This is a genomic window from Psychrobacter sp. UBA3483 (assembly GCF_002377905.1).
GTDB lineage: Bacteria > Pseudomonadota > Gammaproteobacteria > Pseudomonadales > Moraxellaceae > Psychrobacter.
The window spans coordinates 48,376-64,926 of the sequence record NZ_DFQS01000033.1; the positions used below are offsets into that span (position 1 = coordinate 48,376).

The following is a 16,551-nucleotide window of genomic DNA, read 5'->3' on the forward strand; positions in this document are numbered from 1 at the left end:
TTAGCTAGTGGCATAAAGGACGGCAATTTTGTCTTTTTCTGCCGCGAGCATATGATTGGCACTGACCACTTGATTACGACCGCGGTCTTTTGCTTCGTATAAAGCTTTATCGGCAATACAAATTAAGCGCTGACAAATATCGCTGGGCAGTTGGGCTTGCAGTATTTCTTTAGCAGCGCGCTTTCTTCTCTGCGAAATCCTTTTTTGCGCATGGGTTTGTTGTGCACCTGCTTGGCTTGAACTGTGCGAGCCACCCTCTTGTCTACGATCCCCTTGCCTACGGTTTTTACGCATCTCCAGCGGGTGCGTACTTGCCTCTAGTGCTAAGGCTTTATACTCATTTTGGATACGCGCACGCTCCTCATGCGTCAGCGTATAAACGCCTAAGCTGGCAGTAATATAAAAATCGGCACCATCATCGCTCTTGATGACTTGTTGGGCGATATTTTTGCGTAGTTGCTTAGCAATAACCATCGCGCGCTCATGCGTGGTATCGGGCAGCACGATTAAAAACTCTTCGCCGCCATAACGACTGACAATCGCCTCTTCTGATAACGATTTTAATAGCGTTTGGGCAACCTCAGACAAAACTTGGTCGCCGACATCATGTCCATAATTATCATTGATATTTTTAAACCAATCTAAATCCAATAAAATCACGCTAAAATCTTGTTTATCGCCCATCGCTAGCAGTGCTTGCTGCATTTGCGTCAAACCGTAACGGCGGCTTTTTAACTGAGTCAATTCGTCTTGATTGGCATACTGCATGATTTCAGCTTTACTGTTATCCAATATCAACAGCAGGGTGCGAAACATATAGATGATAAAAATCGCCTTTGGCAGCGCCATATAAATATGGGTGGTGCGCCAAAAAAACGCTGATGAAGAACGCAGTTGATTAAAAGTATCCCAGCTGAGCGTACCGTTTTGAAAGATAGAAGCAGAAATGGCGTTTTCGATTGCCGCCGTTTCGCTAAAGGTAAGATAGCTATAAGTATCTAAGGGGAAAGAAGTAATCGTCATTTGACGCAGATTGGGAATGGTAAAACCAAAATAAGGAATTAAGGTAACCAAAAAAATCAAAGCAATATGGGCTAAAAAGGCCTTCCATACATAGCGCCGCCGTATCAGCATCATCCCAAGCATCGCGCCACCAACCAGCGAAACTCCAGCGACCAAACTGCTATGTCCCATGACTAAAATCACCACGGCAATATAAAGGCTATAAAGCGTGATCATGATCGCTTGCCATTTATATAAGGAGCCTGTATCTGTTCTAATGGGCGATGCTCGGCTGACCATCCAAAAAAAGAATAGCAGCATCAGCGTCACCCCAGTCCATAAAGGATAGAGCAGATCCATATCTATATAGGAGCCATAAAGGTCTTGGCGCCACCAAACAAACACACACCATAGCCAATGTGAGGTGACTTCTATTAACACAAACAGCGCCAGCAGTGAGGCTCTATCAGCTGCTTGCCACTCGAAAATCACTCGCGAGAGCTTTCTATAGCCTAGATGAGATATCGATACAGCCATAATGGGCTACCGCAGATAGTGAAAGTTATTGAGCCAAATCAAACATAAAAATAAAGAGCATGACTTATATTAGACCTAAACTGACGTAGTTAGTGTGGCAATTTTTCCTTTAATTATCAATCCCTTTAATTCATTTATGCCTTGATAGCTGATTTTTTATTTTACCTTACTTACTATTGTTAAGAGATAGCCTATTTTGGACTAAGCCAATGCCGCAAACGACTGCCAAACGCCTTGCTGCTCAGGATTCAGGTTTGGTACGTCGCCCAAACGTCGCCACGGCATATTACTACCATGAAAATCACTACCGATAGAAGCGGCAAGCCGATGTTCAGCGATACTGCGATCGATCATTCGACGCGTACTGATAGGCTCACTAGTTGAGGGTAACTCACAAGCATCACCGCCAAGCTCGGCAAATTCTTCGATCAGTTTACGTACGCGGGTGGCAGACAGCTGATAGCGCGTTGGGTGCGCAAGTACCGCCTTGCCACCGCAAGCATGAATCAGCTCGATACCGCGCTGCATCGTTAATGCTTCAATCGCCACATAAGCAGGCTTATTATCGGCCAGATATTTATCAAAGGCTTTTTGCACGGTTTTTACCTCACCGCGCTCAAATAACACTTGCCCAATATGTGCACGCCCTACCGCCTGTGGATTGCCGCCTGCTTTATCGAGCACCGCTCGCCATAGCTCGTTATAATCAATATCTAATAGCTCACTGAGTTTTTCAGTGATACGTCGACCGCGTGTGGCACGGCTGTCTTGCAATTGCTGCAAAGTCGCATGCATTTTATCCAAATCGGTAAAATCAAGTCCCAACACATGGATAATTTTATTGGTGGATTTATTTTTACCATAACCGCCACTAAGCGTATGCTCGCAGCTAATCTCAACCCCATTAATTAATTGTATATCATAGGCCGCCGCCGCCGTGCGTGCCTCGTCAATACCCATCAAGGTATCATGATCGGTCAGCGCCAGTACATGAATGCCAGCGTGATGCGCGCGCTGTACTACCTCGGTCGGTGCATAGGTACCATCAGAGCAAGTACTGTGGCAATGTAAGTCGATTTTCATAAAGCAGGGCCTTAAGGTGTTGAAGGTTTTGTGCATGTAGATATGCTGTCACTACTGACTATATTATCAGTAAAAAATGGGAAATGCGGCGAAGACATGGCATATCAACAGTATATCGAGGCCATATCGGACGATTATCAGGTTGATTGCTTTTTTTTGCGGCGGTAGACGTGTAAACTACCCCTTACGTTTTTGTTGGACATCCTATTTGCTATGAAAGCCTTATTAGACTTCATTCCGTTGATCGCGTTTTTTATTGCCGCGCGTTATAGTGGCATTTTAGCGGCTGCAGGCGCCTTGCTTGTGGCCACTATTATTATTTATGCCATCCATTTTGTGCGCCAAAAAGGCAAATTTGATAAACAGCAATGGGTCGTTTTATTATTAACCATCGTCTTTTGCGGTGGGACGCTGCTATTGCGTGACGACATTTACTTGCGCTGGAAATCGCCTATCATCAACGGTATCTTTGCCGTTACGCTATTGGTCAGTGCCATCATCAATAAGCCACTGATGCAACTGGCGATGAAAGAAGTGTTTTCACTGACCTTGAGTGGCTGGAAAAAACTGACCGTCGCTTGGGCACTGTTTTTTGCCTTTATGGGTATTTTGCATTATATCACGGCATTTACGATGTCTGATGAGGCTTGGATTAACTTTAAAACTTATGGCTGGATTCCAATTATGTTGGTATTTGTGATTGCCCAATTTGCCGTATTAAAAAACCATCTCAATCCAGCATTAACCGATAAAACCACTAAATAGAAGCTATTTCAATCATAATATAAGACTTAAAAATATAATGAGACATATTATCATTATTTTTTATTCTGGTTATTAGCGCTTTATACATATTATTTACTTGAGGAAGTCCCATGTCCTTATTTGCTATTATCGGCCACGATGTTGCTGGCAGCAGTGCCCAACGTCAGGTAACACGCGCCGAACACGTTGCCCGCCTGCAAGTATTACAAAGCGAGCAGCGACTCATTATCGCAGGTCCAACGCCCATCGAACACGGTAAAAGCGAGATGTCAGGCAGCTTGATTATTGCTGACTTTGACTCCCTTGATGAAGCGCAAGCATGGGCGAGCGCTGAGCCTTATCTGCGTGATGGCGTCTATAGCCATGTAGATATCAAGCCGTTTGTGCAGACCTTACCTGAACCTACTGACAGCGCAGCAGATAAACCAGCCGATAAGGTAACAGCATCGTGATTGAGCGGGCATTTTCATTAAATAATTCTGTTTCTAATCACGTTACTCATCATGTCGCTCATCATGATATTGCGCGCGTTTTTGGCCGTGTTGCTAAGGTTAGTGTTGCTAGCCTATTGTTGCTTGCTAGTTTATCAGTACAAGCAGCGCCAACTGTGACCAATGCTGATCCTGCGGCAGGAACGGCTACGCTAGCGCCTAACGCTGTATTAGCGCCCAATACTGTTAGTCAACTAGTGCTACCAAATAGTGCCTCAAATACGGTGTCTACTACAGCACCGAACCAAGCTACTAGTGCTCAGCCTGCGACCAATATTAGCGACACTTTAGCCGCGCAGCTACAACCATCAACTAAAGCGCTCTCTGAAGCCAATCAAGAATTGCTCAGCCGTAATGCCCAGCTTCAGCGTCAAGTCAATGACTTACAAACACAAGTAAACGTTTTAGTATATGAAAGCAAAGGTCAATTGTTTTTATACGGCGCATTTACGGTGTTAATGAGCTTATTGGTTGGGATTTTTATTTCGTGGTTGGTGTTTGTGCGCCGCGAGCGCTGGTAGCAAATCCTCTATAAGTGTGATGCTTTATGTCCAAATTTGTGTCTAAACCTAAGTCTAAATCTGCTATATCTAAGCCTACCTCTTCCGCCGCGCATAAACCTTATAAAGCCACCAAACTCCCTAAAAAACCCGCACCGCCAAACGTGATTACCCCTGCTAAGATTGCATGGCAAACCGATGATGCTGGCAATCAAGTGCCAGTATCAGGGGAGTTTGGCGATGTCTATTTCTCGCACGCTGATGGCTTGGCAGAATCTCGCCATGTATTTTTAGCCCATAATCAATTACCCGTGCGCCTAGCAAACCTTACCGACAAGCAATGCTTTACTGTTGCTGAATTGGGCTTTGGTACGGGCTTGAATTTTTTGGCGACATGGCAGCTTTGGCGACAGCTTCGTGCTAAAAAGCCGCATTTAACAAGCGCGCGCTTACACTTTATCACCACTGAAAAATACCCCATTGTGCTTAACGACTTAACGCAGATACTCGCTTTATGGGCACAGCGCGCCCCCGAACTTGCTGAATTGATTAAAGAACTTTTAGCAAACTACCCACCGCTGATTGCAGGCTGTCATCGACTAAATTTTATTGACGATAATATCACGCTTGATATTTGGTTGGGCGATGCGGGCGATGGTTTGGCAAGTCTGGCTACTTTTGATAGCTTAGCTACTTTAAATACTGAGACTGCTATCAATCGTCCTTATATTGATGCTTGGTTTTTAGATGGTTTTGCGCCCTCTTGTAATGAGAGCTTGTGGGCGGAGTCGATTTTTACCCAAATGCAGCGCTTATCTCGCACTGGCACCACTGCTGCTACCTATAGCTGTGCCGGTATCGTTAAACGTGGCTTGCAAGCGCATGGCTTTAGCGTTAAAAAGGTAAAAGGCTTTGGACGCAAGCGTGAGATGTTAACGGCGGTGATAGCCGACAATGCTGAGTCCTTGCCTGATGCTTTAGCACTAAATGACAATAACAATATTTGCGTTTTGCCACACCCTCATGACCATACTCCTAATCATACAGTGGTGATTGGCGCAGGCGTTGCGGGACTACTTACGGCTTGGACGCTGGCCAATCGCGGTGTGGCTGTGTCGATAGTAGATAAAGTCGCGCCGCTTGCTGCCGCCTCTGGCAATCCGCGCGCCCTCCTCGCGCCAAACATGACGCCCATTCACCATGTCTATGAGCACTTGCACTCTATCGGTTATCTCTATAGCGGCAGGCTGTATCGTTATTTTAATCGGCAAGCAGCTCTGCAGCAAACGCCACCGATACTTGAGCAAACAGGCGCGTTAGACTTGCTAATCAAAACCAATATCGGCCCTGTGCAAATTGCCGATTATCCCAATGAAATGGCAACCACGGTTACGATTGAAGAGGCGCGGCAATTAAGCGGCTTAAAAACTAAAGACTTAACGGACAATTTATATTTACCCCAATCTGGATTAGTCAATCCACAAGCGCTAAAAACGCTTATTCTTAAGCACTCAAATATCAATTATCAGCAGCTTAGCGTTACTGATATCAAAGAAACTGCAGATAAAGTGACGGTGATTGGTAAGAAAGAAAGTGGCAGTAACAATAATCAAATTATTACTATCTGCGCTGACAATGTCGTGATTTGCGCCGCCTATGAGAGCCATCAACTAGACAAACGTATCGTTGAGTGCCGTACTATTCGCGGGCAATTATCTTGGTTTATGCCCACTGACGAGCAGGTAGCTGGTCTGCCTAAATTACCGCTCAAATATAGTGGTTATTGCGCGCCCTTTATCGGACAAAGCGGCGATGCTAAGATAAATAACATTCGCGAAGGTAAGCCTCAGTTTTTACTGGGTGCCAGCTTTGTAGATGCTGACGCCAGCATTGATATCCGTGAAGAAGAAAATCAGCAAAATTATGACAAATTGCTTGAGGATATTCCTGAATTAAGCGATATATTGCCAGATGATACTAGCGCATGGCAAGCGCGCGCCGGTGTACGCACGCAAACGATTGATTATCATCCCTTGGTCGGACGACTTGCGCAAAGCCGCCGCATTTGGACGCTCTCCGCGATGGGTGCAAAAGGTTATGCGCTAGCCCCGATATGCGCTGAAGCATTAGCAGATATGATGCTTGGCTGCTTTACGCCTTTATCCGCTGTTACCTTAGCGCGACTGTCACCCAATCGGGCGCGATTGCATAAAGCGGGCTAATTTATTATTTTAATCATTTATTTTATATAGCTTAAAATAGGCTATTCAACTAACTTTTATGAATATAGTAAAATATTATTCACTATCGTTCTGATCACGACTATCTATTCTTGATTTAACAGAACCAAATAGTGACTTTCCTGAGTCTGTCTTTTGATTCGATATTCTGGCGGTATTATCATCGCTAAGACTATTCGGTGAAATTAATGCACGGATTTGCGCTTCATCTCGGGTGTTCTTTTGAATCGTGACAGCAGCAAATAAGCTCATGGTAAACGCCATCATATAAAATCCTTTTTCACTCAAGCTTAAACCGCTGGCATTCATCAGCCCAATAGCAATAAGTGCAATGGAAACCGCCAACGCCGCCCAGCTTATTAGATAATATAGATTGGTGGTCGGAATACCTTCTGCACGGTCACGCAGTGTTTTTTGTAGGCTGATTGCTGAATACAATCCCAATGCTAAAATAGCAAAGTAATAACCCTTTTCATTCAGTAGCATACTTTGTGCATTCCATAAGCCCATCAAATACGCCAAGACGCCTACCAGCATCACCGCCCAAGAAGTACCTACATAAGCGGTCGTCGGCTTATATGCCGCTAGCTGACTTTTTGTAATTGTGTCATTATCCATTATTGTCCTTAACTGCTTATCCATTATTAATTGTTTTATCGCAACGCTTGCCAACTAGTGTTTTACCTTGGGGTAAAATAGCACAAGTATGTTATGTTGTGATACACAAATATGCACAGAAAAATGCGCGCTTTTTTATATTTATAGCTTTTTATGACAGAGTATTGATATGTCTTTTTTTACGCTACTTATTTTACTCAGCCTTATCATTATTGTACCCATCTTTTTTATCATAAAAGAGAAATCTCGTCGGCTGCAAATTGACTCGATCCATAGGCATAAGCAATATTTAGCGTCCGCAAGTAGCGCCTTGTCTGAAAGCGAGCAAAAAGTGCCGCAGAACGACAAAACAGATGGTCTGACTGTTATTAAGTTTACCGCGCAGCATCCATTTATAAAATACCTCTATGCTGAACAAGTTCCTGAGGCATTTCGTGCCATTATGGACGATATTGGACAACAGTATGAGCGCATGCACCATACGCAAATTACCGAATCACAGCTGTTTACTCTTAATAAACTTATAGAGATACGCATACCCGAACTGATTCATGATTACCTCAGCCTCGACCCGCATTATGCCACTACTGTCATTATTGATCGTGATAAATCTGTTACCAGTTATAGTATGGTATTAGAGCAGTTGCATTCTATTTTGGACTTTGCACAAAAGCTAAACATCCAAAGCCAAAGTGGCGTCGTTGATAAACTGCTTGCCAGTCGTCGCTATTTAGATGATGTCTACCAAGAAAGCGCAACCAGTAACGATTTATTAAAATTAAAGTAAAAACTAGCCCATACCTTAATCAATGGATAGCTGTCTATTATGAAAACCGATATTTTTACCTTAGTGAAATCAAAACCATCACTTAAAGCGCTTTCTATTGCGTTCTTAAGCCTATCCCTACTAAGTGCTTGCCAAAAGACGCCAGAACCTGAAACCGCCGAAGAAACTGCTGCTGACACAAGCACCCAAACGACATCCGTAAGCTCTAATATTAATGCGCCTAAAATTGCTGATGAAAATACTGCTAAGCCAGCTAATACTTTAGAACAGGATACAAGCTTAAATGAATCAGAAAACGAGCTTAGCGCAGCGGATACTTCAACAAATAGTGCTGCGATAATGCCCAATCCAGAACAAGCCATCAAAGGCGCGCAAATCACTGATGTTAACTATCGCAGCGCCAGCGGTGAGACGTTATTTGTCATTTTTGAGACCTCAGAAAAAGGCGTACTTAACGCTATCGTCAACCTGCCCAATAAACCAAAAATGACCTTGAGTGCGCTAGAAGGCCAAGGCAATAACCCTACTTACCGCTCAAGCGATGGCAGTATTCAGCTGGTCAGTCATGGCGGTGGTAGCAGCATTGACCTTATTCAAAATAATAAAACAACAAGCTTTGAGGCCATTAGTGTAGAAGCAGAAGTCATCACCGAATAATGTTATCAATAAAAACTTGGCTTAGAATCTGTTAAAGACAATAAAACCCGCAATAAAAAGGCGGCAAATATTTATAATATTTGCCGCCTTTTTGCTCTGCTTTACCTTTAGCCAAAACCAGTGGTCTTGCTAAACAGACTGACCAGCCAGCTTATCATCGCCCATAAGCCCCAGCCGATAACCACAATAACGATTAATCCCAATAGGTCAGGAATGTGCAGATATAACCAAGCAACGACAGGGTTGCGCCAAAAGAACGCAAAGCGGCTTTGCTGCTGCTTATCTTCCAATGATTGATGCAAAAACGGTCGATCCATATGCATGGTTTCGGTGATGCCATATTCATTGTGTAGATGCTCGTGCACGATGGTCAATGTCTTGCGACTAGGGCGAATAAATATATCAAGTACGGTACCAATACCAGGTACGATACCAACCACCATATCAATCAGCGCCAGCCTAACCGCTGGGGTCATTTTATGCGCAGGGACGCCCAACTGCCGACCTAATATAAAGGCATAGCTTGTTAGTGCCAATCCTGCCAAATCTCCCGCCAGCGGAATGGTCGACAGCGCCGCATCAGCACCCATGCCTTGCTTGGTAAAGGGCACCCGTACGAGGGAATCCATGGTATTGGCAAACTTAGCCAGTTTACGCTCGGTCGCGATAACCTGCTCACGCGTTAACCCATGCTCAGCAAGCTTTGCCTGATAATCGATAACAGGCGCATTAATAGCAGCACCCTTTTTCGCTTTTGACTTTGAGAGCTTCTTAAAGTTATCCATTAAAAGTCGTCCATAAACACGCGATTGCGATAAGAGCAAAGACGTAACGCCCTACCCATATATTGGCTAAAAACGCCTGAAAACAGGCCAGTGCTTGACGACTGGCACAAGCGCTGTTTTGCTTGGCAAACATCATCGCCACGAGCGCCAAACCAAATACTGGTATCACGCCTACACTGGTTGGCGCAAAGTAATGCCACATAACCGCACCCATAATAAGTAAAAACGCGGTTTGTAGCAGCGAGATGATAATCACATCGTGGCGACCAAATAATATTGCTGTTGATTTGACGCCAATTTTTAAATCATCCTCACGATCCGCCATCGCGTACTGGGTATCATAAGCCACTGTCCAGCACATATAAGCGATAAACAATAGCCAACACCAGATATCAGGCGCGCCTTGTATCGCGACATAGGCCATCGGTATTGCCCACCCAAACGCTGCGGCTAAAAACACTTGCGGCAAATGGGTATAGCGCTTCATAAATGGATAAACAAACGCTAATATAACGGCGCCGAGCGACCAGTAGAAAACAGCAATAGGTAAAAAGAACAGCAAACTGGCACTAAGTAATACCAATATTAAGAAGGCAGCAATGGCTTCTTTAGCAGATAAGCGCCCGTCCGCTAATGGACGGCCTTTGGTGCGGCTGACATGACCATCGACTTTACGATCAGCAAAGTCATTGATTGCACAGCCTGCCGCGCGCATAAAAATCGCACCTAGCGCAAAAAGTGCAAATACCTTTAGACTTGGCAAACCTGCCGTTGCCCCTTGCTGCTGCGCCTGACCCATAGCCGCCAGCATTACACCCCAAAGCGTTGGCCAGAGTAATAGCTCTATACCTACGGGTTTATCAAAGCGCGTTAGTTGCAGGTAGGCTTGTAATTTGTCGTTAAATGTCATGGTTTTTTATTATCATCTATAGGAATTTTATATACTTTTTTGCAGGCTATGGAATCGGATGAACGAATTAGTGAACTACTGAATTTGTTGCCATAAGTTGTTGGCTTCAATGAGCGACAACTCAGGATATTGCTTACGTAATGCCTTAATGGATGCCATCTTATTATTTTGGCTAAGCTTTGCTTGCTGCCGTAAGTAGTCCATTTGTTCTTTTGGATTCCTAAGCGCTTTTAGGTGGGCTTTGAGCTGTAAAACTTCTGTTCGCAACGCAATATTCATCAGTAATAAGCCTGCACCAATGACCCAAATTATAATCGTTGACATCCTTTTCTCCTGAATCCATTACTATTAAATCCACCACTTCTAAATCTTTGTATTCTAAACACTCAAACTGATTCACTGAGCCCATTCATTATCATAAATAATAGCCATCAAACAAAGTAACCATCAAAACGTACCGCTTCATTATGCCAGCTTTCACTCGGTTGTTGATTTGCAAGTAACGGCGCAAGCTGCGGGCGCTTGACGACTACGCGGCCTTGTCTTTGAGCATGTTGACTGACCACCGCTTGCGCACTTTGTAGCAATTGCAGCTCTTCTTCTGAAGTTGGCGGGCGAGCCAACTGGTGCAAGGCTTGCATATGCTTGCCAACTTTTGCGCCTTTACCCGTTTTGCTATCTTGATAGCTGTCTTCTGGAAACATAGGATCCAGATATATTACATCAACTACTTTCGCATCATTTTCTTTAATAGCATTGACCGACTCAGCTTGTAGTTTTGCAAAATAACTAAGCGCATCAGTATTGATAATCTGTAGACGGCTCATCAGCTTTTGCCAATTTGGCAGCGTACTCATACGCTGCTGTTCAGCTAACAACAATAACGCCATCAGGGGCTGCTGCTCAAGCATGGTAACTTGAGCGCCAGTACTGGCCAATATCAAACTATCATGTCCAAAGCCTGCGGTCGCATCAATGACCGTGCTATCCGATGTAATTTTAGCAGCTTGTAATAATAACTCAGACTTACGCCCTGCACTTACCACCCGCCGTTGTAGCTTATCCCATTCAGGTGCGACACTGAGACCATCACTTAACCATGAAAGTTTATTTTTTTCATCTAATAGAAAAATAGGCTGGATAGAATGCTGACTTAATTGCTGACGACGTTTTTGATTGAGCTTTTCGCTAAATAACTCAATGTTTAGAATAATAGGCAATTGATGTTTCACTACCAGCGCTTGCAGGCTGGCGATTTGCGCTTGTTGGGCTTCATTAACATAAAAAAGCTGGCAATGCATAAAGTCGCTTGATGTTTGTTGCAAACTGCTCATGATTGCCCTCCCTTTTAATGTTTTACGGTTTAAAACGTTACCGTTAACCCAGTTGAAAATGATAACGCCACATCGTTAAAACTTAGCCTGCCATCTGATAGCCAAAACCCCAAGCAGCAATCAGTACTAATACGCCCGTAACAATACGTAGCCAAGCAAAGATTTTAAAGTCACGACGGCTCACCCATGCAACCAGCAAACGAATACAAAGTAACGCCACGACAAATGACACCACGGTGCCGATACCCAATACCAGCCAGTCTTCGCTACTGGTCAATACATCATGATGCTTAAGCAAATCTAATAATGCCGCGCCAACAATGACAGGTATGCCTAAAAAGAAAGAAAATTCCGCTGAAGCTTTGCGTGAGACGCCAAGCCAGAGTGCGCCAATGATCGTCGCACCTGAGCGTGAGGTTCCGGGTATCAAAGCCAGACACTGCATCAAACCAATCATTAACGCAGTTTTTAGACTGACGTCTTCTGCTTCTTGAGCAATAATCGTTTTAGGTCGATTTTCGACATAAAATATCAGCAGACCGCCGACAATCAGCATAATCGCTACCACGATAGGATTAAACAAATATGCTTTAATCTCGTCTGCAAAGGTAAAACCTACAATCATTACCGGAATGGTCGCAACAATTAAGCTTAAACCAAGCTGCCTTGGATTACTCATACCTTCTGCTTTACCGGTCAGTAGCCCCATGAGCGCTTGCCATAGCCTGCCCCAATAATCATAAATGACCGCTAAGATAGCACCAAGCTGGACTACCACCACAAACAAATCAACTTTTTCCTTGGTCCAAAAGCGCATCAAATCGGCTGATAAAATCAAATACCCCGTACTAGAGATGGGTAAAAACTCAGTGATACCTTCAACGATACCCATGATTAGCGCTTGGATTAATAACAGTATATCCACAGTTGCTTCCCTAAAAAAACAGCGCTAGCCGCTGTTCTATATTGTTGTTGCTTTTATAATCGTTTATACGTAGAAGTACAAAGTACATTACTTGCAAATCATCATGTAAGAACTATGCCTTACCTTGCTCTTTTAGCGTTTTCCATGCTTGATTGCGCAAGTACTTGGGTAAGGCATTAGCGGCATCGCTACCGCCTGTCTGTATGAATTGAGCGATACCCAATTGTCCAATCACCACCGCATCTGGCCAAACCTCTTCCTGGCATACCTGTCCATCATGTGCTTTTAATAGCGGCGCACCATTACCGACGACAGGAAGACTGGCAGCGGTTTGGCTGTCATAATCAAGTAAGCGCTCGGTATCTTCGCCATTTTCTTGCACAACAGGCTGCATAATATGGTCTATTAGTGCATATTGCCCAAAATATACTTGCTGCATACGCGCATCAAGCGCACTATAAACTTGGGTCAAACCATATCTTTGATACGCACACTGAGCAATGGCTTGTAAGCTAGAAACCCCCACACAAGGAATATCGTGGGCGACAGATAAGGCTTGCACCACCGCTGTATTGATTCTTATACCGCTAAAAGCACCGGGGCCACGGTTGAACATCAATGCTTTTATCTGCGCCAGATTAAGCTTAGCTTCAGATAGAGCCGCATCAATCATCGGCAAAATATGCTGAGTTTGCTCACGTTTACCTTGTTCGGTATGACTCGATAGCACCTGACCATTGGCATCTAAAATCGCGATCGAACACTGCTCAAATACGGTATCCATTGCTAAAAACATCATTACCTCGGCTTATTTTCTTAATACCACAAAACATGCGCTCATCAATCAGCGCCTATCATAGCATTTAGGATAAAAGAATTTTATTAATTTCTAAATTTTCCTATGTCATCCATCAATATTTATGCAAATACGCCAGACATAAAAAACCCCAAAACTATTTCAGCCTTGGGGAATTTGTTAAAAAGTAAAAACGACACTAATCCAAATCGTTATTCATTAAAAGCGCGTTTTAAACTTCTTTGGCGCTTGGTTCTGTAGCTCTTGCATCTGTTTTTGCATCTCTTCAGTGCTCGTCATATTGTTTGGATCCAGTCCCATCTGCTTTGCCATCTGCGCGGGATTCACGTCTTTGGCACCGCCTTGCTGGCCGCCGCCAAATAACGGACCGCCGCCACCAGCACCGCCGCCGCCCATTAAGCCTTGCATCGACTTCATCATTTTACTGATACCTTCAGGCTTAGAAATCATTTTCATCATTTTTGCCATTTGTTTGTGCTGCTTGAGCAAACGGTTGACGTCTTGAATCTCGCGTCCTGAACCTGCGGCAATACGGCGCTTGCGGCTTGGGTTAATCTTATCGGGATTCTTACGCTCAAACGGCGTCATTGAATTAATCAATGCTTCCATTTCACGTACTTTTTCTTCAGGCTTAGCATCTTGAACGGCTTTTTGCATATCAGAGCCGCCCATGCCAGGCATTTTATCTAAAAAACCTGCCATGCCGCCCATACTTTTCATTTGTTGGAACTGGGTCAATAAATCCTCAAGGTCGAAATCACCGCCCTTTTGCATCTTTTTCGCCATTTTTTCGGCTTTATCACGGTCGATCTTTTGCTCTACTTCTTCAACCAAACTTAAGACGTCACCCATACCAAGGATACGCTGAGCGATACGCTCAGGATGGAACAGCTCGAGCGCGTCAAGTTTCTCACCGCGACCTAAAAACTTAATCGGTTTACCAGTAATGGCGCGTACAGACAATGCCGCGCCGCCGCGAGCATCACCGTCGGTCTTAGTTAAGATAACGCCGGTCAATGGCAGCGCGTCGTTAAAGGCTTTGGCAGTATTGGCCGCATCTTGACCAGTCATCGCATCGACGACAAATAAGGTCTCAGAAGGATTGACCGCCGCGGTCAACGCCTTGATTTCAGCCATCATGGTTTCATCGATAGCCAGACGACCAGCCGTATCAATAATCAAAATATCTTGATATTGAATTTTAGCTTCTTCGATAGCGCGGCGAGCGATATCAATTGGGTTTTCGTCGCTACTTGAATTGACGAACTTGGCATTCACCTGACCTGCCACTTGCTCAAGCTGTTTAATAGCTGCTGGGCGGTAGACGTCAGCAGAGACCAGCATCACCTTTTTCTTATGACGCTCTTGTAAGAATTTCGCCAATTTACCAGCGGTGGTGGTTTTACCTGCCCCTTGCAAACCAGCTAGCAGATAAACAACTGGCGGTTTACCCGTCATTTCAAGCTGCTGATTGGCACTGCCCATCATTTCGGTCAGCTCGTCATGGACGATTTTGACAAAGGCTTGTCCTGGCGCCAACTCTTTCAGCACTTCTGCGCCAAGCGCCTGCTCTTTGACACGTTTGACAAAATCACGCGTCACTGGCAGCGCGACGTCGGCTTCTAAAAGCGCCATGCGTACTTCGCGCAGCGTGTCTTTGATATTATCTTCGGTCAACTGCCCAGTACCGGCGATATTACGCAGGCTCGATGATAAGCGTTCGGTTAAGGTATCAAACATAAATAACTCTCAATTAAAATAATTCTTAGTGAAAACAATCTTTGATAAAAGCAATTCTTGGTAAAAGCGGTTCTTGATAAAAACACTATGACAACAATACGTCGTCAAATTTGGTTCAGCGTTGCTTGCTGATTTATATGATTTGGCGATGCTACAGACTATTAAGCAGTATTATATAAAGACAATGATAAAAAGTAGCATATTATCAACACTATAGCATTAAGAAACCACAAAGCTTATAGTCGTTTTGCAAATGGCATTTTTCTCGTAAGCGCTGCGGTGCTACAAGCGCTATAATCAATCCGTAAGATGGCGCTCAATTGCTTGCCATTTTATGATAAATTGGATGATTATTCTAATCATTCTGATAATACCATTTTAGCATTCAATTGAGCGGCGTTTTTGCGCTCATCATGAGATGAGGTTTTTTATCTTGCAACTTGCATTTTTACTGGCTGGCATGGTTTATATTTTGGTCAGCATCTACATTGGTTGGGCGCTGATTCAGGATAAACCTATCCACAAGGGCGTAAGCTTAGGTTTATTGGTCGTCGGCATGCTCGCACATGCCGCACTACTCTATCCGCATGTGGTCACGCTTTATGGGCTAAATTTCAACTTATTTAATACCATTAGCCTGATCAGTTTATTTTTCTTATTTTTCTACGTTATTTTTAGCTTATATCGCCCTATCGTCAGCCTCGGTATTTTAGCCGCACCGACCGCCTTAGTCGGGATGATAATCGGTCATATCGGCCGCGCGCCTTATCGTCCGATTACTGACATCAGCGTCGGGTTAGAGGCGCATATCCTACTATCACTTGCTGCTTATTGTGTGCTGCTGATGGCAGCGCTGCAAGCGCTATTTTTACGACTACAAATACGCGAGCTGAAACACCAGTCGATTCATCGCTTTTGGGTCAATAAACTGCCATCCTTGCAGAGTATGGAAAGTCTATTGTTCGACATGCTATTGGTCGGCTTTGTGTTGCTCAGTATCGCGCTTGGCATTGGCTTTGTTTATGTAGAAAACCTGATGGCGCAGCATCTTGCCCATAAAACGGTATTTAGCGTGTTATCGTGGCTGTTATTTGGCGCATTATTATTGGGTAATTGGCGCGCAGGATGGCGCGGCAAACGCGCTGCCAACATGACCATTTATGCATTTATCCTATTAGCAATTGGCTTTGTCGGTAGCAAGTTTGTGTTAGAGATGCTGTTATAAATCCAGTGCTGTAATAGTGGTAATGTGATTAAAAAAGGCCGCCAGTATGGGTATTTAATACTGGCGGCCTTTTTTACGCTCTTATTTTGGTTTAACACCATTTTAAAAAAAGCGGTGGTGTTCTAAAAAGTATGC

Annotated in this window: 17 protein-coding genes; 7 read left to right on the top strand and 10 right to left on the bottom strand. The window is 44.1% G+C overall.

What is annotated here, in order from left to right; all coding sequences use genetic code 11:
* Together B2866_RS05790 and B2866_RS05795 are read right to left on the bottom strand one after the other, a co-directional pair.
* A complete protein-coding gene (locus B2866_RS05790) occupies positions 1–1,539 on the bottom strand; it encodes a GGDEF domain-containing protein (protein ID WP_296191504.1) in 1,539 nt (512 codons plus the stop codon).
* A gap of 201 nt (positions 1,540–1,740) precedes the next feature.
* The gene (locus B2866_RS05795) at positions 1,741–2,622 is read right to left on the bottom strand and encodes a PHP domain-containing protein (protein WP_296191505.1); all 882 of its coding nucleotides are present in this window, start codon (positions 2,620–2,622) and stop codon (positions 1,741–1,743) included.
* 213 nt (positions 2,623–2,835) lie between these two features.
* Between B2866_RS05795 and ispZ the strand changes: the two genes are divergently transcribed.
* The 4 genes from ispZ to mnmD all read left to right on the top strand — a co-directional run bounded on the left by ispZ (position 2,836) and on the right by mnmD (position 6,600).
* Entirely contained in the window at positions 2,836–3,387 is a 552-nt protein-coding gene (gene ispZ, locus B2866_RS05800) for a septation protein IspZ (RefSeq protein WP_068403925.1), read from the top strand.
* Between the two features lie 110 nt (positions 3,388–3,497).
* Positions 3,498–3,839 (top strand): YciI family protein, encoded by a 342-nt coding sequence (locus B2866_RS05805; protein WP_296191508.1) that lies wholly within the window; start codon positions 3,498–3,500, stop codon positions 3,837–3,839.
* Entirely contained in the window at positions 3,836–4,399 is a 564-nt protein-coding gene (locus tag B2866_RS05810) for a hypothetical protein (protein ID WP_296191510.1), read from the top strand. The genes B2866_RS05805 and B2866_RS05810 overlap by 4 nt, the downstream gene beginning before the upstream one ends.
* A 26-nt stretch (positions 4,400–4,425) precedes the next feature.
* On the top strand, positions 4,426–6,600 hold the full coding sequence (mnmD, locus tag B2866_RS05815) for a tRNA (5-methylaminomethyl-2-thiouridine)(34)-methyltransferase MnmD (protein WP_296191511.1): 2,175 nt from the start codon (positions 4,426–4,428) through the stop codon (positions 6,598–6,600).
* 75 nt (positions 6,601–6,675) lie between these two features.
* On the opposite strand, the gene yiaA is transcribed toward mnmD, so the two are convergent.
* On the bottom strand, positions 6,676–7,236 hold the full coding sequence (gene yiaA, locus B2866_RS05820) for an inner membrane protein YiaA (protein ID WP_296191512.1): 561 nt from the start codon (positions 7,234–7,236) through the stop codon (positions 6,676–6,678).
* 169 nt (positions 7,237–7,405) lie between these two features.
* Between yiaA and B2866_RS05825 the strand changes: the two genes are divergently transcribed.
* Positions 7,406–8,023 carry a hypothetical protein gene (locus tag B2866_RS05825; protein ID WP_296191513.1) on the top strand — a complete coding sequence of 206 codons (618 nt, stop codon included), beginning with the start codon at positions 7,406–7,408 and terminating at the stop codon, positions 8,021–8,023.
* 39 nt (positions 8,024–8,062) lie between these two features.
* Positions 8,063–8,680, top strand: coding sequence for a hypothetical protein (locus B2866_RS05830; RefSeq protein ID WP_296191514.1), 618 nt, complete (start codon positions 8,063–8,065; stop codon positions 8,678–8,680).
* A 107-nt stretch (positions 8,681–8,787) separates the two neighbouring features.
* On the opposite strand, the gene B2866_RS05835 is transcribed toward B2866_RS05830, so the two are convergent.
* From B2866_RS05835 to ffh, 7 genes are all read right to left on the bottom strand, one after another.
* Positions 8,788–9,465, bottom strand: coding sequence for a DUF4112 domain-containing protein (locus B2866_RS05835; RefSeq protein WP_296191516.1), 678 nt, complete (start codon positions 9,463–9,465; stop codon positions 8,788–8,790).
* The gene (ubiA, locus tag B2866_RS05840) at positions 9,458–10,375 is read right to left on the bottom strand and encodes a 4-hydroxybenzoate octaprenyltransferase (RefSeq protein WP_296191518.1); all 918 of its coding nucleotides are present in this window, start codon (positions 10,373–10,375) and stop codon (positions 9,458–9,460) included. Before ubiA ends, B2866_RS05835 begins: the two co-directional genes overlap by 8 nt.
* 75 nt (positions 10,376–10,450) lie before the next feature.
* Positions 10,451–10,699 (bottom strand): hypothetical protein, encoded by a 249-nt coding sequence (locus tag B2866_RS05845; RefSeq protein ID WP_068403940.1) that lies wholly within the window; start codon positions 10,697–10,699, stop codon positions 10,451–10,453.
* A 107-nt stretch (positions 10,700–10,806) separates the two neighbouring features.
* Positions 10,807–11,709, bottom strand: a complete 903-nt coding sequence (locus B2866_RS05850) for a class I SAM-dependent methyltransferase (RefSeq protein ID WP_296191520.1) — start codon at positions 11,707–11,709, stop codon at positions 10,807–10,809.
* A gap of 82 nt (positions 11,710–11,791) precedes the next feature.
* Positions 11,792–12,634: an undecaprenyl-diphosphate phosphatase gene (locus B2866_RS05855; RefSeq protein WP_296191522.1), complete on the bottom strand. Its 843-nt coding sequence runs from the start codon at positions 12,632–12,634 to the stop codon at positions 11,792–11,794.
* Positions 12,635–12,746: 112 nt separating this feature from the next.
* Positions 12,747–13,430 carry a tRNA (adenosine(37)-N6)-threonylcarbamoyltransferase complex dimerization subunit type 1 TsaB gene (gene tsaB / locus B2866_RS05860; RefSeq protein WP_296191533.1) on the bottom strand — a complete coding sequence of 228 codons (684 nt, stop codon included), beginning with the start codon at positions 13,428–13,430 and terminating at the stop codon, positions 12,747–12,749.
* Positions 13,431–13,649: 219 nt separating this feature from the next.
* Positions 13,650–15,191: a signal recognition particle protein gene (gene ffh / locus B2866_RS05865; protein ID WP_296191524.1), complete on the bottom strand. Its 1,542-nt coding sequence runs from the start codon at positions 15,189–15,191 to the stop codon at positions 13,650–13,652.
* 418 nt (positions 15,192–15,609) lie between these two features.
* Between ffh and B2866_RS05870 the strand changes: the two genes are divergently transcribed.
* Entirely contained in the window at positions 15,610–16,416 is an 807-nt protein-coding gene (locus tag B2866_RS05870) for a cytochrome C assembly family protein (protein WP_296191526.1), read from the top strand.
* The last annotated feature ends 135 nt before the right edge of the window (positions 16,417–16,551 follow it).

Coding starts and splice junctions, on each gene's coding strand:
- B2866_RS05790 (WP_296191504.1), bottom strand. CDS start 1,539: ATGGCTGTATCGATATCTCATCTAGGCTATAGAAAGCTCTCGCGAGTG.
- ispZ (WP_068403925.1), top strand. CDS start 2,836: ATGAAAGCCTTATTAGACTTCATTCCGTTGATCGCGTTTTTTATTGCC.
- B2866_RS05805 (WP_296191508.1), top strand. CDS start 3,498: ATGTCCTTATTTGCTATTATCGGCCACGATGTTGCTGGCAGCAGTGCC.
- ubiA (WP_296191518.1), bottom strand. CDS start 10,375: ATGACATTTAACGACAAATTACAAGCCTACCTGCAACTAACGCGCTTT.
- B2866_RS05830 (WP_296191514.1), top strand. CDS start 8,063: ATGAAAACCGATATTTTTACCTTAGTGAAATCAAAACCATCACTTAAA.
- B2866_RS05850 (WP_296191520.1), bottom strand. CDS start 11,709: ATGAGCAGTTTGCAACAAACATCAAGCGACTTTATGCATTGCCAGCTT.
- tsaB (WP_296191533.1), bottom strand. CDS start 13,430: ATGTTTTTAGCAATGGATACCGTATTTGAGCAGTGTTCGATCGCGATT.
- yiaA (WP_296191512.1), bottom strand. CDS start 7,236: ATGGATAATGACACAATTACAAAAAGTCAGCTAGCGGCATATAAGCCG.
- B2866_RS05845 (WP_068403940.1), bottom strand. CDS start 10,699: ATGTCAACGATTATAATTTGGGTCATTGGTGCAGGCTTATTACTGATG.
- B2866_RS05835 (WP_296191516.1), bottom strand. CDS start 9,465: ATGGATAACTTTAAGAAGCTCTCAAAGTCAAAAGCGAAAAAGGGTGCT.
- B2866_RS05795 (WP_296191505.1), bottom strand. CDS start 2,622: ATGAAAATCGACTTACATTGCCACAGTACTTGCTCTGATGGTACCTAT.
- ffh (WP_296191524.1), bottom strand. CDS start 15,191: ATGTTTGATACCTTAACCGAACGCTTATCATCGAGCCTGCGTAATATC.
- mnmD (WP_296191511.1), top strand. CDS start 4,426: ATGTCCAAATTTGTGTCTAAACCTAAGTCTAAATCTGCTATATCTAAG.
- B2866_RS05870 (WP_296191526.1), top strand. CDS start 15,610: ATGAGGTTTTTTATCTTGCAACTTGCATTTTTACTGGCTGGCATGGTT.
- B2866_RS05825 (WP_296191513.1), top strand. CDS start 7,406: ATGTCTTTTTTTACGCTACTTATTTTACTCAGCCTTATCATTATTGTA.